Origin of the sequence: Pseudomonas sp. 2822-15 (assembly GCF_002742515.1) — a bacterium.
GTDB classification, from domain to species: domain Bacteria; phylum Pseudomonadota; class Gammaproteobacteria; order Pseudomonadales; family Pseudomonadaceae; genus Aquipseudomonas; species Aquipseudomonas salomonii.
Window position 1 is genome coordinate 138,322 of record NZ_LJRY01000178.1, and the last position, 21,945, is coordinate 160,266.

Annotated in this window: 23 protein-coding genes and 1 pseudogene; 12 read left to right on the plus strand and 12 right to left on the minus strand. The window is 61.6% G+C overall.

Annotation, left to right across the window (positions count from 1 at the left end; translation table 11 throughout):
- Positions 1–164: 164 nt before the first annotated feature.
- From AOA59_RS10050 to AOA59_RS10060, 3 genes are all read left to right on the plus strand, one after another.
- Positions 165–581 carry a membrane lipoprotein lipid attachment site-containing protein gene (locus AOA59_RS10050; RefSeq protein WP_065911119.1) on the plus strand — a complete coding sequence of 139 codons (417 nt, stop codon included), beginning with the start codon at positions 165–167 and terminating at the stop codon, positions 579–581.
- 171 nt (positions 582–752) lie between these two features.
- Positions 753–1,640, plus strand: coding sequence for a neutral zinc metallopeptidase (locus AOA59_RS10055; protein WP_099487117.1), 888 nt, complete (start codon positions 753–755; stop codon positions 1,638–1,640).
- On the plus strand, positions 1,641–2,627 hold the full coding sequence (locus tag AOA59_RS10060) for an alpha/beta fold hydrolase (RefSeq protein ID WP_065911117.1): 987 nt from the start codon (positions 1,641–1,643) through the stop codon (positions 2,625–2,627).
- A gap of 164 nt (positions 2,628–2,791) precedes the next feature.
- Here AOA59_RS10060 and AOA59_RS10065 read toward each other — a convergent pair whose 3' ends face one another.
- The 3 genes from AOA59_RS10065 to AOA59_RS10075 are packed head-to-tail and all read right to left on the minus strand — an operon-like array spanning position 2,792 to position 4,853.
- Positions 2,792–3,379 carry an HAD family hydrolase gene (locus AOA59_RS10065; RefSeq protein WP_099487118.1) on the minus strand — a complete coding sequence of 196 codons (588 nt, stop codon included), beginning with the start codon at positions 3,377–3,379 and terminating at the stop codon, positions 2,792–2,794.
- The gene (gene tesB, locus AOA59_RS10070; RefSeq protein ID WP_017139338.1) at positions 3,376–4,245 is read right to left on the minus strand and encodes an acyl-CoA thioesterase II; all 870 of its coding nucleotides are present in this window, start codon (positions 4,243–4,245) and stop codon (positions 3,376–3,378) included. The genes AOA59_RS10065 and tesB overlap by 4 nt, the downstream gene beginning before the upstream one ends.
- A 38-nt stretch (positions 4,246–4,283) precedes the next feature.
- A complete protein-coding gene (locus tag AOA59_RS10075; RefSeq protein WP_099487120.1) occupies positions 4,284–4,853 on the minus strand; it encodes a GNAT family N-acetyltransferase in 570 nt (189 codons plus the stop codon).
- A 75-nt stretch (positions 4,854–4,928) separates the two neighbouring features.
- Between AOA59_RS10075 and AOA59_RS10080 the strand changes: the two genes are divergently transcribed.
- Together AOA59_RS10080 and AOA59_RS10085 are read left to right on the plus strand one after the other, a co-directional pair.
- The gene (locus AOA59_RS10080) at positions 4,929–5,849 is read left to right on the plus strand and encodes a histone deacetylase (protein ID WP_058421550.1); all 921 of its coding nucleotides are present in this window, start codon (positions 4,929–4,931) and stop codon (positions 5,847–5,849) included.
- A gap of 171 nt (positions 5,850–6,020) precedes the next feature.
- The gene (locus AOA59_RS10085; protein WP_099487122.1) at positions 6,021–7,247 is read left to right on the plus strand and encodes a TIGR03862 family flavoprotein; all 1,227 of its coding nucleotides are present in this window, start codon (positions 6,021–6,023) and stop codon (positions 7,245–7,247) included.
- A gap of 100 nt (positions 7,248–7,347) precedes the next feature.
- On the opposite strand, the gene AOA59_RS10090 is transcribed toward AOA59_RS10085, so the two are convergent.
- Complete coding sequence (locus AOA59_RS10090) at positions 7,348–8,685, minus strand: DEAD/DEAH box helicase (protein WP_056862011.1); 1,338 nt, start codon at positions 8,683–8,685, stop codon at positions 7,348–7,350.
- A 48-nt stretch (positions 8,686–8,733) separates the two neighbouring features.
- Positions 8,734–9,630 (minus strand): drug/metabolite exporter YedA, encoded by an 897-nt coding sequence (gene yedA, locus AOA59_RS10095; RefSeq protein WP_099487124.1) that lies wholly within the window; start codon positions 9,628–9,630, stop codon positions 8,734–8,736.
- Positions 9,631–9,790: 160 nt separating this feature from the next.
- Here yedA and AOA59_RS10100 point away from each other — a divergent pair, with 160 nt between their 5' ends.
- The gene (locus AOA59_RS10100) at positions 9,791–10,252 is read left to right on the plus strand and encodes an Lrp/AsnC family transcriptional regulator (protein ID WP_099487125.1); all 462 of its coding nucleotides are present in this window, start codon (positions 9,791–9,793) and stop codon (positions 10,250–10,252) included.
- A 104-nt stretch (positions 10,253–10,356) separates the two neighbouring features.
- Here the strand turns inward: AOA59_RS10100 and AOA59_RS10105 are convergent, their stop codons facing one another.
- Positions 10,357–10,605, minus strand: coding sequence for an acyl carrier protein (locus AOA59_RS10105; RefSeq protein WP_099487127.1), 249 nt, complete (start codon positions 10,603–10,605; stop codon positions 10,357–10,359).
- Positions 10,606–11,091: 486 nt separating this feature from the next.
- Here AOA59_RS10105 and AOA59_RS10110 point away from each other — a divergent pair, with 486 nt between their 5' ends.
- Positions 11,092–11,400 (plus strand): DUF3077 domain-containing protein, encoded by a 309-nt coding sequence (locus AOA59_RS10110; RefSeq protein WP_099487129.1) that lies wholly within the window; start codon positions 11,092–11,094, stop codon positions 11,398–11,400.
- A gap of 132 nt (positions 11,401–11,532) precedes the next feature.
- On the opposite strand, the pseudogene AOA59_RS10115 reads toward AOA59_RS10110, so the two are convergent.
- The 4 genes and pseudogenes from AOA59_RS10115 to AOA59_RS10130 all read right to left on the minus strand — a co-directional run.
- Positions 11,533–11,646: pseudogene (locus tag AOA59_RS10115) on the minus strand (3'-5' exonuclease); the annotation flags it as partial.
- 126 nt (positions 11,647–11,772) lie between these two features.
- On the minus strand, positions 11,773–12,384 hold the full coding sequence (locus AOA59_RS10120; RefSeq protein WP_069786461.1) for a PolC-type DNA polymerase III: 612 nt from the start codon (positions 12,382–12,384) through the stop codon (positions 11,773–11,775).
- A 42-nt stretch (positions 12,385–12,426) separates the two neighbouring features.
- The gene (locus AOA59_RS10125) at positions 12,427–12,903 is read right to left on the minus strand and encodes an NYN domain-containing protein (protein WP_065911106.1); all 477 of its coding nucleotides are present in this window, start codon (positions 12,901–12,903) and stop codon (positions 12,427–12,429) included.
- Positions 12,904–13,021: 118 nt separating this feature from the next.
- Positions 13,022–13,792, minus strand: coding sequence for a DUF2076 domain-containing protein (locus AOA59_RS10130; RefSeq protein WP_065911105.1), 771 nt, complete (start codon positions 13,790–13,792; stop codon positions 13,022–13,024).
- Positions 13,793–13,972: 180 nt separating this feature from the next.
- Between AOA59_RS10130 and AOA59_RS10135 the strand changes: the two genes are divergently transcribed.
- Both AOA59_RS10135 and AOA59_RS10140 read left to right on the plus strand, forming a co-directional pair.
- Positions 13,973–14,632 (plus strand): YciC family protein, encoded by a 660-nt coding sequence (locus tag AOA59_RS10135; protein ID WP_099487198.1) that lies wholly within the window; start codon positions 13,973–13,975, stop codon positions 14,630–14,632.
- A 41-nt stretch (positions 14,633–14,673) separates the two neighbouring features.
- Positions 14,674–15,762 (plus strand): endonuclease/exonuclease/phosphatase family protein, encoded by a 1,089-nt coding sequence (locus AOA59_RS10140; RefSeq protein WP_099487131.1) that lies wholly within the window; start codon positions 14,674–14,676, stop codon positions 15,760–15,762.
- A 134-nt stretch (positions 15,763–15,896) separates the two neighbouring features.
- Here AOA59_RS10140 and hrpB read toward each other — a convergent pair whose 3' ends face one another.
- Entirely contained in the window at positions 15,897–18,404 is a 2,508-nt protein-coding gene (gene hrpB, locus AOA59_RS10145) for an ATP-dependent helicase HrpB (RefSeq protein WP_099487133.1), read from the minus strand.
- A 220-nt stretch (positions 18,405–18,624) separates the two neighbouring features.
- Between hrpB and AOA59_RS10150 the strand changes: the two genes are divergently transcribed.
- Complete coding sequence (locus AOA59_RS10150) at positions 18,625–19,044, plus strand: hypothetical protein (RefSeq protein ID WP_056861993.1); 420 nt, start codon at positions 18,625–18,627, stop codon at positions 19,042–19,044.
- 8 nt (positions 19,045–19,052) lie between these two features.
- Entirely contained in the window at positions 19,053–19,946 is an 894-nt protein-coding gene (locus AOA59_RS10155; RefSeq protein ID WP_099487135.1) for a cation diffusion facilitator family transporter, read from the plus strand.
- Here the strand turns inward: AOA59_RS10155 and AOA59_RS10160 are convergent.
- Positions 19,943–21,001, minus strand: coding sequence for a DUF6515 family protein (locus AOA59_RS10160; protein ID WP_099487137.1), 1,059 nt, complete (start codon positions 20,999–21,001; stop codon positions 19,943–19,945). The two genes, AOA59_RS10155 and AOA59_RS10160, sit on opposite strands and share 4 nt — an antisense overlap.
- Before the next feature lie 443 nt (positions 21,002–21,444).
- Here AOA59_RS10160 and AOA59_RS10165 point away from each other — a divergent pair, with 443 nt between their 5' ends.
- Positions 21,445–21,924 (plus strand): Lrp/AsnC family transcriptional regulator, encoded by a 480-nt coding sequence (locus AOA59_RS10165; protein WP_003194418.1) that lies wholly within the window; start codon positions 21,445–21,447, stop codon positions 21,922–21,924.
- The last annotated feature ends 21 nt before the right edge of the window (positions 21,925–21,945 follow it).

The following is a 21,945-nucleotide window of genomic DNA, read 5'->3' on the forward strand; positions in this document are numbered from 1 at the left end:
CTGAACGCTTTGGCACTCAACCCGGTAATCTAGCAGCCGGGCTTGCGTCTGCCCCAAGAGCATAACCAAACACCGTGCGAACAGCGCACTAAATCACGGGTTTCGAGTCCAACGCTGCACGTTCACCGTCGCGTTGCACCCTTTTTAACCAAGGCCATGTCGCTATGAAAAAAACACTCTTTGTTCTTTCTGCCCTTGCCCTGCTCACCGCGTGTAACAAGGAACCCAAGGAGGCCCCTAAGCCCGCCCCCGCCTCCGTGCAAGCCACGCTGGTGCCGGCAACCCCACCGACCGATAAATGGGTCGGCAAATGGATCGGCGTCGAAGGCCTGAACCTGACCATCGCCAAGGACGACAGCATCGGCCGTGGCCACTACCTGCTTACCATGAAATACGGCCTTGATGCCGACGACTCCGGCACCTTCAAAGGCGAAGCCAATGAAGACGGCATCAGTTTCACCCGCCCGGACGGCCCGCAACAGTTGAGCGCCGGCGACGGTGAAGCCACGGGCCTTAAATGGCTGGCAGATAAAAAAGACTGCCTGGTCGTCGATACCGGCGAAGGCTACTGCCGCGACTGAGGCGGCAAACCTGACATAACTTTCATCTGGCGCCCCTGCCGACACGGCCTGACAGCAGCGATACTAGGCAGCTCTCGTTGCTTGTCGGACAGCCGGGCTGGCGCCATGCCCCTGCACCAACAACACTGCTCTTAAAATAAAGAGCACAGGCTTAACGAGAGGACTGCACCAATGCTATGGAAAAAAGGCCGACGCAGCGACAACGTGGTGGACGCCCGCGATGACAGTAGTGGCGGCGGTGGCGGTATGCGCTTTGGTGGCGGCAAAGGCCTGAGCCTCACGGCGATCGTGCTGATCGTGGGCATTGGCTGGCTGACCGGCCAGGACCCGATGCAGATCCTCGGCCAGCTAAGCGGCCAAATGGAGCAAGCGCCCCCGGCGAGTACGCAGGCGCGCCAGGCGCCACCGGCCAACGACCAGCAGGCCGATTTCGTGCGCGCCGTGCTGGGCGACACGGAAGACACCTGGGGCCAGGTGTTCAAGGAAAACGGGTTGGTCTACAAGAACCCGAAACTGATTCTGTTCCGTGGCCGGGTCAATTCTGCCTGCGGTGGTGCCACCTCGGCCAGCGGCCCGTTCTATTGCCCGGCTGACCAGCAAGTGTATCTGGACCTGGATTTCTTCCGGGAGATGTCGCAACGCTTCAAGGCTTCGGGCGAGTTCGCCCAGGCGTATGTGATCGCCCACGAAGTCGGGCACCACGTGCAAACGCTGCTGGGCATCTCGGCCAAGATCCAGGCCGCACGCCAGCAAGGCCGGCAGATGGAAGGTGACGGCGGTTTACTGGTACGCCAGGAACTGCAAGCCGACTGTTTCGCCGGCGTGTGGGCCAACCGCGCGCAAAAACGCCTGAACTGGCTGGAGCCCGGCGATATTGAAGCGGCACTGAATGCGGCCAACGCCATCGGCGATGACCGTTTGCAGCAACAGGGTCAAGGGCGCGTAGTGCCGGACTCGTTTACCCACGGCACCTCCGCACAGCGGGTTCGCTGGTTCAAGACCGGCTTCGCAGAGGGCCAGATCACTCAATGCGACACCTTTACAGCCAAGAGTCTTTAAATGAATAAACGATTGGGATTGCTGCTTAGCGCATTAGCGATGTGTTCCACCACCACCTGGGCCGCCGAGAAAGAACATGGCGTCAAGGTGGTCAGCCCCGATCGTTTCCAACTGGATGCCGGCACCTTGAGCCTGGGTTTGAGCCAGGACTGGAGCCGGCCGCTGCCCAACGTCACCCGCGCGTTGATCATCGTGCACGGTCGCCTGCGCAATGCGCAGACCTACCTGCAAAGCGGCGAAGATGCCGCCCAGCACGCAGGCGTTGCCGCCAATACCCTGGTAATCGCGCCGCAGTTTTTGAATGAGTTGGATACCCAGCGCAACCACCTCGACAATCAGCTGCTGCGCTGGAACCACAACGACTGGATGGCCGGCGACCCGTCGACCGGCCCAGGCCACATCAGCTCCTACGGCGCCCTCGACCAGATCATCAAGCACCTGGGCAACCGCAAGCTGTTCCCGGCCTTGAAAGAAATCGTGGTAGCCGGCCATTCCGGCGGCGGCCAGGTGGTGCAGCGCTTCGCCCTCACCGGCCACGACCACCCGATGCTGCAAACCGAAGGCATCAGCCTGCGTTACGTGGTGGCCAACCCATCGTCCTACGCCTACTTCACCCCACAACGCCCGGTGAAGTTTGACGTGGCCAGCTGCCCAGGCTTTAACGACTGGAAGTACGGCATGCAGAACCTGCCGGATTACGCCAAGGGCCAGAGCGCGCAGCAGTTGGAGCAGGTTTACGTGTCACGCAACATCACCTACCTGCTGGGCCAGCAAGACACCGACCCCAACCACCCGGCGCTGGATAAAAGCTGCGAAGCCGAAACCCAGGGCGCCTATCGCCTGATTCGTGGGCACAATTATTTTGACTACCTCAAGCAGCGTCATCCGCAACTGACGCACAAGCTGGTGGAAGTGCCTGGGGTTGGGCACGACGGCGATAAGATGTTTACGTCGCCTGAGGGTGAGAAGGTGTTGTTTAGTCAGTAGGTGACAAAACCGGATCAAAAATGTGGGAGCTGGCTTGTGTGGGAGCTGGCTTGCCTGCGATGCAGACACCTCGGTCTAACAGGCATAGCGAGGTGATGCTATCGCAGGCAAGCCAGCTCCCACACAAGTTCAGCTCCCACCTAAGCCCGACCAAGGTGCCTGGGTTAGAGCATTCGGCGCAACGCCGCGCAATCCCCAGCATGCCAATCCGCCAGTTCCGGCCACGGGTTCTCCGGCAAGTTCACCAGCACCGTGCGCGTCCCCGCCGCCCGGCCACAAACCAGGTCAAAGCGGTAATCGCCGACCATCACCATCTCACTCGGCGCTACTTTCCAGGCAGTCGCGAACTTCAGCAACCCACCCGGATCGGGTTTTGGCGGCGCATTCTCACGCCCCAGCACATCCTCAACCGCAAAGCAGTCCGCCAAGCCAATCGCTTGCAGGGTGATATGCGCCAACTCTTGCGCATTGCGCGTCAGGATGCCCAGGCGATAACCCCGCCCGGCCAGCTCGCGCACCAGCTCCACCGCGCCGACAGCAGCCACCGAACCCACGGCCAGCTCCCGCTCGTGCTCAAGCAACCAGGCATGCTTGGCCGCCGCCACCTGCGCAGGTAATGCCGCCAGGTGCGTGAGAATGTCGGCTTCAGGTGGAATATCGAGGGCCGCGCGAATCGCCGCAAAATCATGCACGGCCACCGTGAGGGTGCCATCCATGTCAAACACCCAATGTTTAACGTCCGACAGGCTCATGCCCAATCCTTGCGATGGCGAATCAGCCCTTCCTGGGTCACCGATGCCACCAGTTGCCCGGCGCGGTTGTACACGCTGCCACGGGAGAAACCTCGGGAATTGCCGGCCCACGGGCTGTCCATGGCGTAGAGCAGCCAGTCATCGGCGCGCAGGTCGGCGTGGAACCACAACGCATGGTCAAGGCTGGCGACCTGCATGTCTTTCTGCCAAACCGTCTTGCCGTGGGGCAGCAGCGAGGTCGTCAACAGGCCGAAGTCCGAAGCGTAAGCCAGCAGGTATTTGTGCAGCGCCGGCGAATCGGCCAGTGCGCCGTCAGCACGAAACCACACGTACTTGACCGGGTCGGACGGCTGCGGGTTGAACGGGTCTTTTTCGGTCACCGGGCGCACTTCGATCGGCTTGGGGCACAGCAGCTTGTCGCGCATATGCTCGGGGATCAGGTGCGCGCGTTGCTTGGTCAGTTCCAGCTCCGACGGCAGGTTTTCCGGGCCGACCACCACGGGCATGGTGGTCTGGTGCTCGAAGCCTTCCTCGTCATACTGGAACGAGGTGGTGCAGGTGAAAATCGGGTTGCCCTTCTGGATCGCCGTGACGCGGCGCGTGCTGAAACTGCCGCCATCGCGCACGCGGTCCACCGAATACACCACGGGCAGCGCTGCATCGCCAGGGCGCAGGAAATAGCCATGCAGGGAATGCACGTGGCGAGCTTCTTCTACGGTCTGGCTGGCAGCCGACAGCGACTGGCCCAGCACCTGGCCGCCGAACAGTTGGCGAAAACCCAGGTCCTGGCTGCGGCCGCGAAAGAGGTTTTCCTCGATCGGCTCCAGGGTCAGCAAGTCCACCAGATCTTCCAATACTTGGCTCATAGAGCAACTCCTACAATCAATAGAGCATTCCGGGCTGCTTATCCGTGCAGCGTGTCCAACCATTGGGCGCGGGTGATGCGGTACAACACATGATGGCGCAGCGGGTCATCGGCTGCGACCTTGGGGTGTTCAAAATCTGCCTGCGGATCGTAATGCATACCGATGGCCTGCATGACTTTTTGTGATGGCAGATTGGATTCGGTGGTGAAGGCGAGGATTTCATCCAGCTGCAGCCGGTCAAAACCACAGCGCAGCGCGGTCCACGCCGCCTCGCTGGCGTAACCCAGGCCCCAATGCTCGCGGGCCAGGCGCCAGCCGATTTCCACCGCTGGGGTAAAGTCGGCCTCGAAGTTGACGTTTTGCAGCCCGGTGAGGCCGATAAATTCGCCGGTGTCCTTGCGCTGCAAGGCCCAAAAGCCAAAGCCATATTCGGCGAAGTGCCCGCGAATCCGGCCGATCAACGCCGCGCTTTCCAGGTGGCTCAGCTTGGCCGGGAAATAACGCATCACCTGCGGGTCGGCGCACATGCGGGCAAATTCCGTCAGGTCGCTGTCCCGCCATTGGCGCAGCACCAGCCGTGCGCTTTCCAATTCCAGTATCGGCTCCATGGTCCCCCTCCCTTGCCATGTGCGTGAGTGTACAGCGCTGGTAAGATCCGTCGCAGGTTCCCGTCAGAAAATCCCATGCCTTTGCCATTGATCTACCACGATGACTACAGCCCTGAGTTCCCGGCGGACCACCGGTTCCCCATGGACAAATTCCGCCTGTTGCGTGACCACTTGGTGGACAGCGGCCTGACCCAGGACAGCCACCTGCTGCGCCCCGAGGTCTGCCCCGCCGAAATTCTGGCCCTGGCCCATGAACCTGGGTATATCGAGCGCTACATGAGCGGCGAGCTGTCCCGCGAAGACCAACGCCGCCTCGGTTTGCCCTGGAACGAAGCCCTGGCCCGGCGCACCGTGCGTGCGGTTGGCGGCTCCATTCTCGCAGCGCAAAAGGCCCTGGAACACGGCCTGGCCTGCCACTTGGCGGGCGGCACGCACCACGCCCATTACGACTACCCGGCAGGCTTTTGCATCTTCAATGACCTGGCGGTGATCAGCCATTACCTGCTGGCGAGCGGGCGGGTCAACCGCGTGCTGATCTTCGACTGCGACGTCCACCAGGGCGACGGCACCGCGCGCATCCTCCATGACACACCGGACGCCATCACCGTGTCGCTGCACTGCGAAAAGAACTTCCCGGCGCGCAAGGCCCAGAGCGACTGGGACATCCCGCTGCCCATGGGCATGGGCGATGCCGACTACCTCAAGGTGGTCGACGACGCGCTCAACTACCTGTTGCCGCTGTACCAGCCCGACCTGGTGCTGTACGACGCGGGTGTGGATGTGCACAAAGACGACGCACTCGGTTACCTCAAGCTCACAGATGCAGGCGTAGCCGCACGTGATGAAAGCGTGATGCGCCACTGCCTGGGCCGCGATATTCCAGTGATGGGCGTGATCGGCGGCGGCTACAGCAAAGACCGCCCGGCCCTGGCGCGCCGCCACGGCATCCTGCACCACAGCGCACAACGGGTGTGGGCGTCATCAGGTTGTCATTGAATTGTGGGCGTTACCCACAATGCCTGTGGAACGGCCTGTGGATAACTTGAGCGTAAGGGCCTGAAAGCCAGCAGCCGTACGGCGTGTAGGAAAGTGTACGTTTTTTGATCAGGCAGCTACACCGTCGTCGGGTAGAATGCTCGCCCTATTCAAGCGACCGTAGCCCTGCCCATGCCTCAGACCCCTTCTCAACACGTCACTATTATCGGCGGCGGCCCTGCCGGGCTGATGGCCGCTGAAGTCTTGAGCCAGGCGGGCGTGCGGGTGGACGTGTACGACGGCATGCCTTCGGTGGGGCGCAAGTTCCTGCTGGCGGGCGTGGGCGGCATGAACATCACCTACTCCGAGGCGTACCCGGCGTTTCTGTCGCGTTACGCCGAACGCGCGCCGCACATGGCGCCATTGTTGCGCGCGTTTGGCGCAGAGGCTTTGTGCGAGTGGATTCATGGCCTGGGCATCGAGACCTTTGTCGGCACCTCCGGCCGCGTATTCCCCTCCGACATGAAAGCCGCCCCACTGCTACGCGCCTGGCTCAAGCGCCTGCGCGACCAAGGCGTGGTTATCCACACCCGGCATCGCTGGCTGGGCTGGAACGACGACGGCGGTTTACTTATCCACAGCCCGGACGGCGATAAAACTGTCCACAGCGATGCGGTGGTGCTGGCCTTGGGCGGCGGCAGCTGGTCGCGCCTGGGCTCCGACGGAGCCTGGCTCAAGTTGCTGGAAGATAAAGGCGTGCCCTACGCCGCGCTGCAACCGAGCAATTGCGGCTTCGAAGTGTCGGGCTGGAGCGCGTTGATGGTCAGCAAATTCGCGGGCGCGCCGCTGAAGAACGTCGCCATCGGCCTTGGGGAGGACAAGCCTCGGCTGGGCGAATGCGTGGTCACCGCCATGGGCATCGAGGGCAGTTTGATCTACGCGCTGTCGGCGCCGATTCGCGAAGCGATCAACCGTGACGGCTCAGCCACTGTGCATATTGATTTGTTGCCGAGCAAGCCGCTGGACAAGGTGCAAGCCGCCTTGACCAAGCCCCGTGGCTCGCGGTCGATGAGCAAGCATTTGCACAGTCAGTTGGGGCTCGATGGCGTGAAGGCGGCGCTGTTGCGTGAACTGGCGCCATCTGAGCACTTCAATGACCCGGCGCAATTGGCGGTGGATATCAAGGCGCTGCCGCTGACACTGGTGAAGACTCGACCGATGGATGAGGCGATCAGCACGGCAGGTGGTGTGCCGTTTGAGGCGTTGGATGAGCGGTTGATGCTCAAGCAATTGCCAGGCGTGTTCTGTGCCGGGGAGATGCTGGATTGGGAAGCGCCGACCGGCGGGTATTTGCTGACGGGGTGTTTTGCCAGTGGGCGAGCGGCTGGGCGTGGTGTGTTGGAGTGGCTTAAGCGCTAGGTTTGAGTGCGCTATCGCAGGCAAGCCAGCTCCCACATTTTGAACGGTGAACACCGTCAAATGTGGGAGCTGGCTTGCCTGCGATGAGGCCCTGGCAGGCTTACTTCTTCTTACGCGGCCCAGTATTAAACACCGGCACCTTACGCACCGGCTTGATCGACGGCTCAGCCGGCGCCACATCACCACTGTCCACCCACTTACCCAAATTGCGCTTGCCGCCACCGCCGCCCGAAGCTTTAGGCTTCTTCGGCTTTTTCGGCTTCTTCACCACCTGCCCGCTGGCATCGGTGTCCGGCACGCGGTGCTCCGGTTCGAAGTCCGGTTCCATCTGGCGGGTCAGGGTCTGACGCGTGAGCATCTCGATGGCCGACAGCATGTTCACTTCATCGGCACACACCAGCGAAATCGCCTCACCGGTGTTGCCCGCCCGGCCGGTACGGCCGATACGGTGGATGTAGTCTTCAGCCACGATCGGCAGGTCAAAGTTGACCACCAGCGGCAAGTCTTCAATGTCCAGGCCACGGGCCGCCACGTCGGTGGCCACCAGAATCTGCACGTCGCTGGATTTGAAACGGTCCAGTGCGCGTTGGCGGGTGGCTTGGGGTTTGTCGCCGTGAATGCCGTCGGCATTGATGCCCAGGCCCTGCAACTTGTCCACCAGCGCATCCACGCCGTTACGGGTCTTGGCAAACACCAGCACCTGCTTCCAACGGCCTTTGCGCATCAAGTGCACAAACAGCTCCGGCTTGCGCTTCTTGTCCACCGGCACCACCCACTGCTTCACGGTGCTGGCAGCGACGTTACGCGGGCTCACTTCAATGCTCAGCGGGTCGTTGAGCATCTGCCCGGCCAGTTGGCGGATTTCATCGGAGAAGGTCGCGGAGAACAGCAAGGTCTGGCGCTTTTTCGGCAGCATGCGGTAGATGTTCGCCAGCTCTTCGGAGAAGCCCAGGTCGAGCATGCGGTCGGCTTCGTCCAGTACCAGGGTTTGCAACTGGTTGAGTTTCAGCGCGTTCTGGCGGAACAGGTCGATCAGGCGGCCCGGCGTGGCGACCAGGATGTCGACGCCCTTGCGCAGCTTCATCATCTGCGGGTTGATGCTCACGCCGCCGTACACCGCGTAAGTGGTCAGCGGCAGGTGTTGCGCGTACTCGGCGACGCTGGCGTGAACCTGCTCGGCCAACTCGCGAGTCGGGCACAGGATCAGCGCACGCGCCGAGTTGGCGGCGACTTTCGGCCCTTCCATGGTCAGCAATTGCAGGAGCGGCAGGGCGAAACCTGCGGTTTTGCCGGTGCCGGTCTGGGCCGCGGCCATCAGGTCGCGACCAGCCAGCACCGCCGGAATGGCTTGCGCCTGCACCGGCGTCGGGGTCTGGTAGCCAAGCGTCTCAAGGGCGCGCAGCAAGGGTTCGATCAGGCCAAGTGTGGCGAAAGTCATGTGTTTACCGTAGGAAAAATTCAGCGCAAGGTCGCAATGCGCCGCAGTTTACCTTATTTCCGGTTTTGGCTTACGCCACTGTGGCAGGCTGATCAATAGCACCGCGCTGATGATCACCAGCATCGCCAAGGCTTCTTCCATGCCGATGGTTTCGCCAACGAACACAATGCCCAGTAACACCGCGACTGCCGGGTTCACATAGGCGTAGCTGGTCGCCGCCGCCGGGCGCACATGCTTGAGCAGGTACATATAGGCATTGAAGGCGATGATCGAGCCGAACACGGCCAAGTACGCCAAGGCCAGCCAGCCTTCAATCGGCGGCACAGAATGCAAGCGTTCGCCGCAGAGCGCACTGCCCACCAACAGCAAGGCACCGGCGACGATCATTTCCGCCGCACTGGCCATCGCGCCGGCAGGTAACGGCAAGTGCCTGCTCCACACCGAGCCGAAGGCCCAGGAGGCGGCGGCAAACAGCAGCAACATCGCCCCGGTCGGGCTCGACTGCAGGTTGGAGCCCATATTGAGCATGGCAATGCCGATAATCCCCAGCACCACCCCGGCCCACTCCAGGCGGGTATTACGTGCGCCCCAGAAATAGCCGCACAGCAACGTGAACAACGGCACCGTCGCCACCGCCAATGCCGCAACACCCGAGGTAACCCCCGTGTGCTCAGCCACCGACACCGCGCCATTGCCGAAGGTCAGCAGCAAAATGCCGATCTTGCCCGCAGCCTTCCACTGCACCCACGTCGGCGCAGGTGCCCCGCGCCAGCGCAAAAAGCCATACATCACCAAACCCGCCACCAGGAATCGAATCCCGCCGAGCATCAGCGGCGGCCAGTATTCAACGCCGATTCGAATCACCAGGTAGGTAGAACCCCAAATCACATACAGCGCAAAAAAAGCGGCGATCAGCGGTAACGGAAAGCGACGTGGGCCAGGCATTGGGCGGCTCTATGGCAGGAGATGGGAGGCTTATTCTAAAAAGGCAGCAGGCTAAACATAAGTTACAAAACCTGTTTAAAGCGCCGATACACTTTTCAAAGCATGGTTGTGAGGGCTATAAACCGTGCTTTCGAAAGCCACGCGTTACTGGAGCCTTATCATGGACAAATACGACCGCATGCTCCTCAGCGCCCTGCTCGAAGACGGCCGCGCGTCCTACGCGCAATTGGCCCGCACGGTAAACCTTTCTGCGCCGGCCGTGGCTGAGCGCGTGGCCAAGCTGGAGGCCAGTGGTGTGATCACCGGGTATCAGGCCAAGGTGGACCTGTCCAAAATCGGCTTGCCCATCCAATGCACGATCGAACTGCGCTTGACCAACAACGGCAGCCAGAAGGTCTACGACGCCCTGGCTGAAATCCCCGAACTGACTGAATGCCATCGGGTCACGGGCGACCCGTGCGTGATCATGCAAGCGGCGGTGGGTTCGATGCCGGAGTTGGAGAATTTGATTAACCGAGTGGCGAAATTCGGGTTCAGCAAGACCTCGATTATTTTGTCGAGTGCGATAGAACGGCGAGTGCCGTTGGGGCAGTTGGAGGGGAATGGGAAAAGTGGTGGCTGATACACCGCCATCGCAGGCAAGCCAGCTCCCACATTTGACCGAGTCGCCAGGGCTGGATGCGATCTACTGTGGGAGCTGGCTTGCCTGCGATGGCGTCAGTTGCTTCACTGAAGGCTTGAGCGCTGAACAATCAAATCGACAATCTGCTTAATGGTCGTAATGTGATCCCAGTCTTCCTGAGTCGCTTGCAGGTTGAATTGCCATTTGATCTGCATGACGAAGCAGGTCAAATCCTCATCAATGATCTTGAAGTCATGGATGAAATTCGTTTGCTCCGTCACCTGGCTTCGGTCGATAAAGCCGATGATATCGACGAACAGCTGAATCACTTTTTCGCTGATCTCGGCGCTCATAAGATCAAATTTCTCATTGCCAATAATGAGGCGGATCTTAATCGCTGGATGGAAGTCATCGCTCGGTGAAAGGGAAACCAGAAGGATCTGACAGACTGAAAAGACACAACCTACTTACAGTTCCGAAAAATCGCAAAAGCCCCCTCCGACACCTGATATTTCAGTGGCCAGCAGGACCGATCCCTTTCATTTGCGGGACGTTTCCTAGAGAATTCCACGGCCTTGTTTCCGTCGAATCAGGTAGCTAGTCTCGCTCTGTCATCGAATGTTCGGTGGCCGGACGTGCAAGTCCGACGACGGTAATACGCATCAGCCTTAACTCTCAACGTCTGTATTTCAGGCGTTAATTCGTTATGGCAGCTGTACGCGGGAGATCTTCGGATCTACCGGACGCCGTCACGGTCTTGCACACCCGCGTACTGCTGCCACCCTAATTCGTGTGCGAGCGAACGGTTGCAGCTTCTTAACTGACGGAGAAGCTACATCATGGTCAAAGTTACCCCCGATCCACCCCGCTCCAAGCCAGACTTCCTCAGCGAAGACGCCCTCCTCAACCGCCGAGCCATCGACTACTACCTCAAAGCATCCGCCCCGGACGCGGCCAATTTTGTGCTCAATGACAACCTGAGCTTCGAAGACGCCCTGGCCCATGCGGCCGACTTGCTGCATTGCGCGGTGGAGACGGTGAATGTGTCGGGAGAGACGCTCAGCACCCAGCAGCGGGCGGTGATGCATTTGGTGGGGATGGCCAAAGGTGTGGTGGATCGGGCGTTGGAGTGTGTGCAGCCTCGATAGTCCGCCGCCGATCGTTCCCCCGCTCTGCGTGGGAATGCAGCCCAGGACGCTCCGCGTCCGCTCTTGAAGTCGTGACGCAGAGCGTCACCGGAGGCATTCCCACGCGGAGCGTGGGAACGATCGTCGTAAGGCTTAGAACCCGCGGTGCCTTTTCAGGTGTTCGTTGATCTTCGCCGCGGGCACTTTCTGCAAGGTACACAGCAGGTCGTGGGACAGTTCGCGCAAGCCGTGGGTGCCGCGCAGCTCCCCGATCGTTCCCACACTCTGCGTGGGAATGCAGCCCAGGACGCTCTGCGTCCGCTCTTGACGTCGTGACGCGGAGCGTCACAGGAGGCATTCCCACGCGGAGCGTGGGAACGATCATCGTAAGGCTTAGAACCCGCGGTGCTTTTTCAGGTGTTCGTTGATCTTCGCCGCCGGCACTTTCTGCAAGGTACACAGCAAATCGTGGGACAGTTCGCGCAAGCCATGGGTGCCGCGCAGTTGCTGGGCCAGGTGCGCGGTGAGGTTGGCCGCCATCTCCGCATCCGCCATCGCCCGGTGAGCCTTGCCGGTGTGGGGCAGTTGGGCGAACGCGTTCAGCGTGCCGAGCTTGTGGTTGGGCGCCGACGGCATCAGGCGCCGGGCCAGTAGCAGCGAGCAGGCGAATTTTTGCAGGCGGGTGCGGCGGATCAGGCCCAGTTCGAAGTCCCAGAACTTCTGGTCGAATGCTGCGTTATGCGCCAGCAGCGGCGTAACGCCGACGAATTCATTCACTTCATTCATCACCCGCTCAGCCGGTGGCGCGCTGCGCAGCATGGCGTTGCTGATGCCGGTGAGTTGTTCGATAAAGCCCGGCACGCGCACGCCGGCATTCATCAGGCTCTGGTAGCGGTCCACGATTTGGCCGCGCTCGAGGATAACCACCGCGATTTCCGTGGCCCGGCAGTGGCTGCTCGGGGTGATGCCGGTGGTTTCAAAGTCGATGACCGCTATACGTTCCAAACCTGTTCCAACTCCGTCTAACTATTGATTAAGCCACAGCACTTATTTGAGCAGCAGCGCGCCTTCGATGGGCACGTAGCGGCTGGCGGCGCGTATCAGCGAGTTGGCCGTCAACCCCGGCACGCCGTAGGCCACGGCTTCAACGCCGTGCTTTTGGATGATGCGCTCGAGCAGCATGTCGAAATCACCGTCGCCGGAAGCCAGCACCACTTCGTCGACGTGGTCGGCGGCGTCCATGATGTCCAGGGTGATGCCCACGTCCCAGTCGCCCTTGGCCGAGCCGTCGGCGCGCTGGATGTAGGGTTTGAGTTTTACCGTAAAGCCCAGGTTGCGCAGGATCTGCTGGAATTGCTGCTGCTTGCTGTCGCCACGGTCGATGGCATAAGCGTACGCCTCGACGATCTGCCCGCGTGAACCGATATCAGCCCACAGCGCCGCATAGTTGAAGTGGCAGCCATACGCCTGGCGCACGGTGTAGTAGAGGTTTTGCACATCGGCGAACACTGCAATTTTTTTCACCGCACTTCCTCATGACAGCCAGGCGCCACGGCCCGGAAAGGTTGCCAGTATGCCAGCCATGGGAAAGTTTCAGCGAAAAATCAGCCCGGGGCGACGAAGCGCCCCGGTTGAAGGTGGGTCAGACGAAGGAGTCGTCGTCGCCGAAGGAGGAGGAATCGTCGGAGTAGTCGCTGTCTGCGAAGCTGTCGGATGAGTTGTCATTGCCCCAGCTGTCATTGCCGGCAAACTTCTGGTCGTCATTGCCCCAGTTGCCGTTGTCGCTGGCCGGTGCCGGTTCTTCGCGGATGATTTCTTCCACCACCTGCGGCTGCTGCGAGTTGTGGCTGAACAGGCTGCTGATGCCTTCGGCCAGCATCACACCACCGGCCACACCGGCGGCGGTTTTCAGCGCGCCACCCAGGAAACCACTGCCGATAGGCGCGGCGGGGGCTTGCGGCGGCTGTTGATAATTCTGCTGTGGCGCAGCGTAGTTCTGTTGCGGTGCAGGCTGGCCGAACGATGGCCGCGCCGGCTCACGCCAGCCACCGCCGGAAGAAGGCGGAGCACTTTGTGCCGGTTGCGAGTCGCGGGAACTGCTGCCACCAAAGATGCTCGACAGGAAGCCACCACTGCTCGGCGCTGGTTGCGCGGCCTGGGAGCGGGCCTGTTGCAGCTCGTCCTGCAATTGCTGGATCTGCTGCGCCTGTTGCTTGTTCTGCGCGTCGAGGCTTTTGATCGCGTGTTCTTGCACCAGGATCGACTGGGTCATGTAGTACCCGGCGGCCGGTTGGCGAGTCAGGTGCTCCTTGATCCGCGCTTCGGCCAGGGCGTCGCGGGGGGCTGAGTCCGTTTCGGCTTGTTGCAACCGTGAAAACAGTCCATCGATCAGGGTTTGCTCTTCGCTGTTCATGGCGACCTCGTTAGATTGCCGGTAGAAATCATGGGCCCGCCTGTGATCAGGTGAGCTACAGCGTAGTTATGGGGGTGTTACCAGACGTTTCAATGGTCTTTACGTAAGGTTTACGTTTGCTTACCTCTCGTCATGATCGGTTAAAGTGTTCGCCTTGCTTTTAGGGCTGTGATGAACCTGATGAATCCGTTAGACGTATTGCGCGCCTCTCTCCGTTTCACCCAACGCAACCTGGGCGCCATCGTCCAGCTGTGCCTGCCGTTGGTGATCCTCGAAGCCCTGCTGCAACAGGTACTCGACCACACGCTTGGCGCGGATGCGTTTCCCGGTTACAGCGTGGTCGTCGGGTTGTTGGTGTACCCGCTGTACACCGGCGCCTTGATCCTGTTTCTGGATGCGCGTACCCGTGGTGAGTCGCCCAGCACTAAAGATGTGTGGGCCATGGCCCTGGCCATGTGGCCGCGTTTCGCCCTGCTGACGGCGGTCAGCACCTTGCTGATTTTGCTGGGGCTGTCGCTGTACTTCTTGCCGGGCCTGTGGCTGATGGTGGTGCTGGCATTTGCCGAGTACCTGCTGGTGTTGCGCGGCATGTCGGCGCTGGAGGCGATGAAGGAAAGTTTGCGCCTGACCCGTGGGCATTTCTGGCGAATCCTGGTGTGCCTGCTGTGCGTAATGACGCCGTTGTGGCTGCTCAAAGGCGCGAGCGTGGCGGTGTACCCCAACCCCGCGCCGCTGCTGGGTTTGCTGATCGACAGTGCCCACAGCTTCCTGCAACTGTTTACCAGCGTGGTACTTTTCCGTTTGTTTATGCTGATCGGTGGCGATGCCGACGCACGGTGATATGCTCCGTGCCACCTCTGATAACGCTATAAGCCGAGCCAATGACCCGTTTATTGCGCATCACCCTGCTGAGCCTGTTGATCATCGCGGGCCTGCTTGCGGCCCTGATCTACAGCCTGACTTGGCGCCCCGTCGACAAGCAGACCCTGCCCGTGAGCTGCGTAGCGCCACGTGCGCCGACCTTGCTGCCGGGGCAGGCGCTCAAGGTCATGACCTGGAACGTGCAATACCTGGCCGGCAAGAACTATGTGTTCTGGTACGACAGCCCCGACGGCAAAGGCCCGGACGATCGCCCCACGGTGGAAGACATGGCCTTCAGCCTGGACGAAGTGGCGCGGGTGATTCGCGACGAACAACCCGACATCCTGTTGTTGCAGGAACTCGATGAAGGCGCCAAGTCCTCTCACTATCAGGACCAGGTCGCGTTGCTCCAGGAACGCCTGGTCGACCTGTACCCATGCAGCGCCCAGGCTTTCGACTGGAAAGCCGACTTTGTGCCCAACTTGCATATCTTCGGCAGCGTCGGCCGCAAGCTCGTCACGCTGAGCCGCTACCAGATCGAACACGCCGAGCGCCTGCAATTGCCGGTGTCCCCGGCCAACTTCATCAGCCGCCAGTTCCAGCCTAAACCGGCGTTATTGCTGACCTACCTGCCGTTGAGCGATGGCGGCCAACTGGCCGTGCTCAACACCCGCCTGGATGGCGATAAGCCTGGGCGTTCGGCGGTGCAGGAGCAGGCCAAAGCCACGCTAAAACTGCTGGACAAGTTCGAAGGCCGTGGCACGCCTTGGCTGATCGGCGGGGATTTCAACCTGCTGCCGCTGGGGCAGTTCCTGCGCCTGGACGCGGGCAAGCGCGGGCAGTATTCGCCGGACAGCGAGCTGCATTTGCTGTGGGATAAATACCCGATGATCCCGAGTAACAGTGAATCCAGTGGGATTGACCGGGCGAAATGGCTGACGAACTTCCCCAATGACCCGAGTGTGGAGGGGCCGGATCGGACCTTGGATTATTTGTTCTACAGCCCAAGAATCAAGCGGGTAGAAGCCAAGGTGCGCCAAGACGACACACTGCGCATCTCCAACCACCTGCCAGTGATCGCCCGGTTCCTGCTGCCGGCAGCGCAATAGCCCACACTACACCCCCCATGTGGGGGCGGGCTTTTGTGGGAGCTGGCCTGCGATAGCAGCGCCTCGGTGAAAAGGATAGACCGAGGCGTCTGTATCGCAGGCAAGCCAGCTCCCACAGTTGATGTGTTTTGTGGCTATTTGCGGGGTTTGATCCGGGCGGTGGGTTCGGCCACCAAGGGGTCATCCGGCCAGTAATGCTTGGGGTATCTTCCCTTCAAATCCTTCTTCACCTCCGCATACGTACTGCGCCAGAAGTTCGCCAGGTCCTGCGTCACCTGCACCGGCCGACGTGCCGGGGACAGCAGGTGCAGCTTGACCACTTGGCGCCCACCGGCAATGCGCGGCGTGTCCGCCAGCCCGAACAATTCCTGCAAGCGCACCGCCAGAATCGGCGGCTGTTCGCTGTAGTCCAAACGCACCGATGAGCCCGAGGGCACCTTCACATGCTGTGGCGCCAGCTCGTCCAGGCGTTGGGGCAGCGGCCAGGGCAGCAGGTTGTGCAGGAAGCTGGAAATATCCAAATTAGAAAAGTGGCTGAGGCGCGAGACTTTACCCAGGTAGGGCATCAGCCAATGCTCCAAATCGGCCAGCAAGGCTTTGTCGCTGATATCCGGCCATTCGCTGGTTTTACCCGCGTCCAGCTGGCGCAGCAGCATGACGCGGGCCTGCCACTGGCGCAGTTCGGGCGTCCACGGCAGCAGCTCCAGGCCTTTGCGACGCACCAGGTTGACCAGTGCCTGGCTGCGCGCGGACTCATCCAAGCCGGTCAACGGCTCACGGCTTAGCACCAACTCACCGACCTTACGCTGGCGTTCGGCACGCAACACGCCTTCGCGTTCGTCCCAGTCCAACTGGTCGACAGTGCACACTTGCTCGGCCAGCACACCGTCGAACAGCGCCGGGTCAAAGTCCGCCGCCAGGTAGATGCGTTCTTCGCGCTGGCCCTGGCGGCTGCCGAGGTCGGCGATCACCAGCCAAGGTTGTTTCATCAGGCTATCAGCCTCGGCGAACAGCGCGGCGCGGCCGTTGGCCAGGCGATATTCGGCGCCACCGGGGCGGCGTTGCTGGGCGACGCGGTCGGGGTAGGCCAGCGCCAGCAAGGCGCCGAGCCAGCGCGGGTGGTCGGGGTCGGCCACCGCTTGAGTCGGCTGGCCGCGCAAGTAGCCCCGGTACTGACGGGCCAGTTGCTTGGCGCGCTGCACGCCGCCCTGGGTGCCACGCGCGCGTTCTTCTCCCGACATCAATGCCAGGCGAGTGTGCAAATCCGCACCGCCGCCGCGCAAGATATCGCGCTCACCCAATAAGGCCGCCACCTCACAAGCGGTCGCGGCCAGCCCCAGGTCCTGCCCGCGCAGCAACAAGTGGGCGATACGCGGGTGCGCGGGCAACTCCGCCATTTTCTGGCCATGGGCGGTGAGCGTGTCGTCGTTCAGCGCGCCAAGGCGCACCAGCAAATCCTGGGCCTGGGCATACGCGGCAGTCGGCGGCACGTCCAGCCACACCAGTTGCGTGGGCGTCACGCCCCAGCGCGCCAGTTGCAAGGCCAGGCCCGCCAGGTCGGCGGCGAGAATTTCCGCGCTGCCGTAGGCGGCCAAACCTTCGTGCTGGTCTTCGGACCACAGGCGATAACACACGCCCGGTTCCAGGCGCCCTGCCCGGCCGGCTCGCTGGGTGGCGCTGGCGCGGGAAATGCGTTGGGTGTCGAGGCGGGTCATGCCGCTGCCGGGGGCGAAACGCGGCACCCGCGCCAGCCCGGCGTCGATCACCACGCGCACGCCATTGATGGTCAGGCTGGTCTCGGCAATGTTGGTGGCCAGCACCACTTTGCGCTTGCCGGCGGGCGCCGGGTCGATGGCGGCGCGCTGGGCGTTGAGGTCGAGTTCGCCATGCAGCGGGCACAGCAGCACATCAGGGCGATCACCCAAGGCGTCGGCCAGTTGTTGATTGACCCGGCGAATCTCGGCCTGCCCGGGCAGAAACACCAGAATGCTGCCCGTTTGGTCCTGCACCGCGTCGAGGACGGTCTGCACCACGCGCGGCTCGATAAACTCACCGGCCTGGTACGGCCGCCCCCAGCGCATCTGCACCGGGAACATGCGCCCTTCGCTGCGCAGGATCGGCGCGTCGTCGAGCAGGCCGGCCAGGCGCTCGCCTTCGAGGGTGGCGGACATCAGCAGGATTTTCAGCGGTTGCTCGTCGCGAAACAGCTCGCGGCCGTTGAGGCTCAGGGCCAGTGCCAGGTCGGCGTCGAGGCTGCGTTCGTGGAACTCGTCAAAAATCAGCAACCCCACGCCGTCCAGTGCCGGGTCGTCTTGCAGCCGGCGCGTGAGAATGCCTTCGGTGACCACTTCGATGCGGGTGTTGGGGCCGACTTTGCTGTCCAGGCGGATGCGGTAGCCGACGGTTTCACCGACCTTTTCACCCAGCTCACTGGCCAGCCGTTCGGCAGCCGCTCGCGCGGCGAGGCGCCGAGGTTCGAGCATCAGGATGGTTTGCCCGGCCAGCCAAGGCTCATTTAATAAAGCCAACGGCACGCGGGTGGTTTTACCGGCACCGGGCGGCGCTTCCAGCACGGCCTCATGGCGATTCGCCAAGGCGTCACGCAGGGCGGGTAAAACATCATCAATCGGCAACGAATTCATACTGGCTCCAAAGCAGAGCGGCGAGTATAACGGCGAACGTTCGTCCTTAATTGGAATGCAGGCAAATGTGGGAGCTGGCTTGCCTGCGATAGCGGTGGGTCAGCCCGCCCATGTGGCACTGATACACCGCTATCGCAGGCAAGCCAGCTCCCACATTAGAGCGGCGTGGCTCAATACAATTGTCATATAGTTTCGTATCAACCGTGTTCAGGAGCATTTTATGCGTATCGCTTCCCGTGTTATCGGCGGTGTTCTCGCCGTCACCCTGCTGAGCCAACTGACGGCCTGCGGCTCGATTTTCTACCCGGACCGCCGTGGCCAGATCGACGGCAAAATCGACCCGGCCATTGCCGTGCTCGACGCCGTGGGCCTGCTGTTTTATGTGATCCCGGGCCTGATCGCCTTTGGCGTGGACTTCGCCACCGGCGCCATCTACTTCGAGCCGGGCAAGACCGCCCAAGTCGCGCCGGAAAAACTGCACGAAGCCATCGGCGCCGACGGCAAGGTCGACAACGCCAAGCTGCAATCCATCATTGAGAAAGAAACCGGCCGCAAGCTGCCGCTGGACGATCCGCGCATGCTCCAGTTCAAGGGTAGCGTGCAACAACTCGCGTCCCTGGGCCTGCAGCCCGCCGCTTAAGGATCCGTATGACCAGCAGCCCCGAACACGCCAGGCTCCTGCGCCTGGCCACCCGCGCCTCGGTGGGCGTGGCCTGTGCGCTGATTATCACCAAGGCCATCGCCTGGTGGTTCAGTGGCTCGGTGAGCATGCTGGCCGGGTTGACCGACTCGCTGCTCGACGGCGTGACGTCGCTGTTGAACCTGCTCGCGGTGCATTACGCGCTGCGCCCGGCCGATGACGATCACCGTTATGGGCATGGCAAGGCCGAATCGCTGTCGGGCATGGCCCAGGCGTTGTTTATCGCCGGCAGTGCGGTGTTGATCGCCTTCCAGGCGTACCAGCGTTTGCAGCACCCGGAACCGGTTGGCGCGCCGTGGCTGAGCATTGGCGTCATCGTGTTTTCGCTGCTGATGACCGTGGCGCTGCTGATGCTGCAACACCGAGTGATCCGCGAAACCGGCTCCAACGCCGTGCGCGCCGACTCCCTGCACTACCGCTCCGACTTGATGCTCAACGGCAGCATTTTGGTGGCACTGGTGTTGGCAGGTTTTGGCTTTCATCAGGTGGATGCGTGGTTCGGCCTCGGTATTGCCGCGTATATCCTCTGGAGCGCGATCCAGATCGCCCGCGAGAGCTTTGCCGTGCTGATGGATGAGGAACTGCCGCCGGATGTCAGCCAGCACATGCTGGAGTTGGCGCGCGGTGTGCCGGGCGTGCTGGGTGCGCATGATTTGCGCACGCGCATTTCCGGCAGCCACTGGTTTGTGCAGTTGCATTTGGAATTGCCGGGGGAATTGACCCTGTCAGTGGCCCACGGCATCAGCGACCAGGCCGCCGATGCCATTCACAAGGCTTACCCGCGTGCCGAAGTGCTGGTGCACGCCGACCCGCGGGAAGTGGTGACGGGCAACAAAACCTAGTACTGCACCTGATAGCCGCGACTGGTCAGGCAGTTGCCCTGGGCCTGGCGGTAGGTTTGCACCACCGCCGGGTCCGGGGCGTAGGTGACGGTGCGTGGGTCGAAACCGCTTTGCTGCACCGCCCAGCGATAACAGTCGTAGCCGTCCTGCTGTACCTGGGCCGGTGACTGGCCGTTGGCCGGGTAGGCCACCACGTCATAGCCGTTGCCCTGCGGCGCGGGTTGTGGCGCCGACACTTCGGTCGGCGGTTGCACCACGACGTATTGCTGGGTAGCGTTTTCATAGGTGTAGTAGGAACCCGCCGCGAGGAAGAACAACGCGCTGCCCACCCACACTTCCCGTGCGTAGTCCGGCAGGTATTGCACACGGATCCCGTAGGGCGGCGTCACCACCACATAGCGCGGGCCTTGCGGGCGATACCAGTAGCCGCCGGAGAAGAAGTAATCCTGGCCACGGTAAGGCACGCGGTAATTGCGGTCGGGGAAACGGTCGACCATGTAACCCGGGCGATACTGCGGGCCTGGCCCCCAGCCATTGCCGTGCCCTGAAGGGCGGCCCGGCCAGCGGTTGTCATTGGGGTGCCCGTTATTAAAGCCGCCGCCCGGACGTGGGCCTGGGCCATTGCCGGCCTGCCAGTGCTGGTTGCCATCGTTACGGCGCGGGATGTCCTGATAGTAACCCTGGCGCGGTTCCTGGGTTTGCCGCACCGTGTCCGGGCGGCCCTGGATCGGCAGGTTGTTCGCAGGTTGCGGTGCCGGCCGCGGTTGCTCGTTATTTTGCGGCCGACCTTGCCACTGCCCACCGCCGTGCTGCTGTTGCTCGGCGCGATCAAAATGCGGGTTCTGCGGGCGCGGTGGGTTGTTTTCCGGACGCGGTTGAGTGTTCTGTGGGCGCGGTGGGTTATTCTGCGGGCGCGCCTGTTCATTGCCACGCCCGCCTTCCGGGCCTCTTTCATGCTGACCACCGCCTTCATAGCGCGGGTCGTCGGCCATTACCTGTGTGCCGACGCTGACCATCAGCAAACCTACACCTGCCATACGCCAGATGCGCTTCATGCTATTCCTCACTGCGGATTAGGGCCTGGAATGTCCGGCCTTACTGCATGAGACTGGAAAAGCCTCACCCGGTTCTGAGACAGGTTATCAGTCACGAGAAGTATTTTTTGAGGTAAACGCGCAGACAAAGAAAAAGGGGCGACCCGTCGGCCACCCCTTGAGAATTTCGTCCTGGCTCAACGCTTTTGACGTTGGCTCACCTCACGCCGTCTTGTGGACAGTGTGCAGCCTGGAGGCCGGCTCAACCCTGCTGGGGCGGCGGCCGCAGCAGGCCTGATTGGGCGAGCTGCAATGGACTGTTGTCCAGGCGGTGATTCTGTTGATAAAGATACAGGCACACGCCCGACAGATGATTGCGAAGATTGCGTCAATAAACAGTGCTTGCGCAATTTTTAACCCTTCATGGATAATTCACCGCAATAGTTACGACAAAGGCCAACCCAATGAGCAAGCTTGACCGATACGACCTGAGTATTTTGGCGGAATTGCAGCGCGACGCGAGGATCTCCAACCAGGAGTTGGCCGAACGCATCGGCCTGTCGCCGTCGCCGTGCTCACGCCGGGTCAAGCAGTTGGAAGACGACGGTTATATTGCGCGTCAGGTCGCTCTGCTCGACCGCAAGATGCTGGGCTTAAGCCTTACGGCCTATGTACTGATCGGCATGGACCGTCACACGCCTGAGCGTTTCGAGAATTTCGAAGCGGCAATCCGCACCTTGCCTCAGGTGCTGGAATGCAGCTTGGTCACCGGGATGGACGCGGACTATCAATTGAAAGTGGTGGTGCCGGACATGGACCATTATCAAAAATTGCTGCTGGGGCATTTGACCCGGATTGAAGGCGTGACCAGTGTAAGGTCGAGCTTTGTGCTCAACCAAGTGCTCAACAGCACCGAGCTGCCGTTGACGCACCTGCGTACCTGACCTCAAGCACACTGGTGATCC

What these genes read in the sequence shown, in the direction of transcription:
- AOA59_RS10065 (WP_099487118.1), bottom strand. Translation starts at nt 3,379, where the DNA reads ATGAGCCTGTCGGACGTTAAACATTGGGTGTTTGACATGGATGGCACC.
- AOA59_RS10155 (WP_099487135.1), top strand. Translation starts at nt 19,053, where the DNA reads ATGACCAGCAGCCCCGAACACGCCAGGCTCCTGCGCCTGGCCACCCGC.
- AOA59_RS10140 (WP_099487131.1), top strand. Translation starts at nt 14,674, where the DNA reads ATGACCCGTTTATTGCGCATCACCCTGCTGAGCCTGTTGATCATCGCG.
- AOA59_RS10075 (WP_099487120.1), bottom strand. Translation starts at nt 4,853, where the DNA reads ATGGAGCCGATACTGGAATTGGAAAGCGCACGGCTGGTGCTGCGCCAA.
- AOA59_RS10060 (WP_065911117.1), top strand. Translation starts at nt 1,641, where the DNA reads ATGAATAAACGATTGGGATTGCTGCTTAGCGCATTAGCGATGTGTTCC.
- yedA (WP_099487124.1), bottom strand. Translation starts at nt 9,630, where the DNA reads ATGCCTGGCCCACGTCGCTTTCCGTTACCGCTGATCGCCGCTTTTTTT.
- AOA59_RS10130 (WP_065911105.1), bottom strand. Translation starts at nt 13,792, where the DNA reads ATGAACAGCGAAGAGCAAACCCTGATCGATGGACTGTTTTCACGGTTG.
- AOA59_RS10150 (WP_056861993.1), top strand. Translation starts at nt 18,625, where the DNA reads ATGCGTATCGCTTCCCGTGTTATCGGCGGTGTTCTCGCCGTCACCCTG.
- AOA59_RS10165 (WP_003194418.1), top strand. Translation starts at nt 21,445, where the DNA reads ATGAGCAAGCTTGACCGATACGACCTGAGTATTTTGGCGGAATTGCAG.
- hrpB (WP_099487133.1), bottom strand. Translation starts at nt 18,404, where the DNA reads ATGAATTCGTTGCCGATTGATGATGTTTTACCCGCCCTGCGTGACGCC.
- AOA59_RS10160 (WP_099487137.1), bottom strand. Translation starts at nt 21,001, where the DNA reads ATGAAGCGCATCTGGCGTATGGCAGGTGTAGGTTTGCTGATGGTCAGC.
- AOA59_RS10090 (WP_056862011.1), bottom strand. Translation starts at nt 8,685, where the DNA reads ATGACTTTCGCCACACTTGGCCTGATCGAACCCTTGCTGCGCGCCCTT.
- AOA59_RS10080 (WP_058421550.1), top strand. Translation starts at nt 4,929, where the DNA reads ATGCCTTTGCCATTGATCTACCACGATGACTACAGCCCTGAGTTCCCG.
- AOA59_RS10085 (WP_099487122.1), top strand. Translation starts at nt 6,021, where the DNA reads ATGCCTCAGACCCCTTCTCAACACGTCACTATTATCGGCGGCGGCCCT.
- AOA59_RS10100 (WP_099487125.1), top strand. Translation starts at nt 9,791, where the DNA reads ATGGACAAATACGACCGCATGCTCCTCAGCGCCCTGCTCGAAGACGGC.
- AOA59_RS10055 (WP_099487117.1), top strand. Translation starts at nt 753, where the DNA reads ATGCTATGGAAAAAAGGCCGACGCAGCGACAACGTGGTGGACGCCCGC.
- tesB (WP_017139338.1), bottom strand. Translation starts at nt 4,245, where the DNA reads ATGAGCCAAGTATTGGAAGATCTGGTGGACTTGCTGACCCTGGAGCCG.
- AOA59_RS10135 (WP_099487198.1), top strand. Translation starts at nt 13,973, where the DNA reads ATGAATCCGTTAGACGTATTGCGCGCCTCTCTCCGTTTCACCCAACGC.
- AOA59_RS10050 (WP_065911119.1), top strand. Translation starts at nt 165, where the DNA reads ATGAAAAAAACACTCTTTGTTCTTTCTGCCCTTGCCCTGCTCACCGCG.
- AOA59_RS10110 (WP_099487129.1), top strand. Translation starts at nt 11,092, where the DNA reads ATGGTCAAAGTTACCCCCGATCCACCCCGCTCCAAGCCAGACTTCCTC.
- AOA59_RS10105 (WP_099487127.1), bottom strand. Translation starts at nt 10,605, where the DNA reads ATGAGCGCCGAGATCAGCGAAAAAGTGATTCAGCTGTTCGTCGATATC.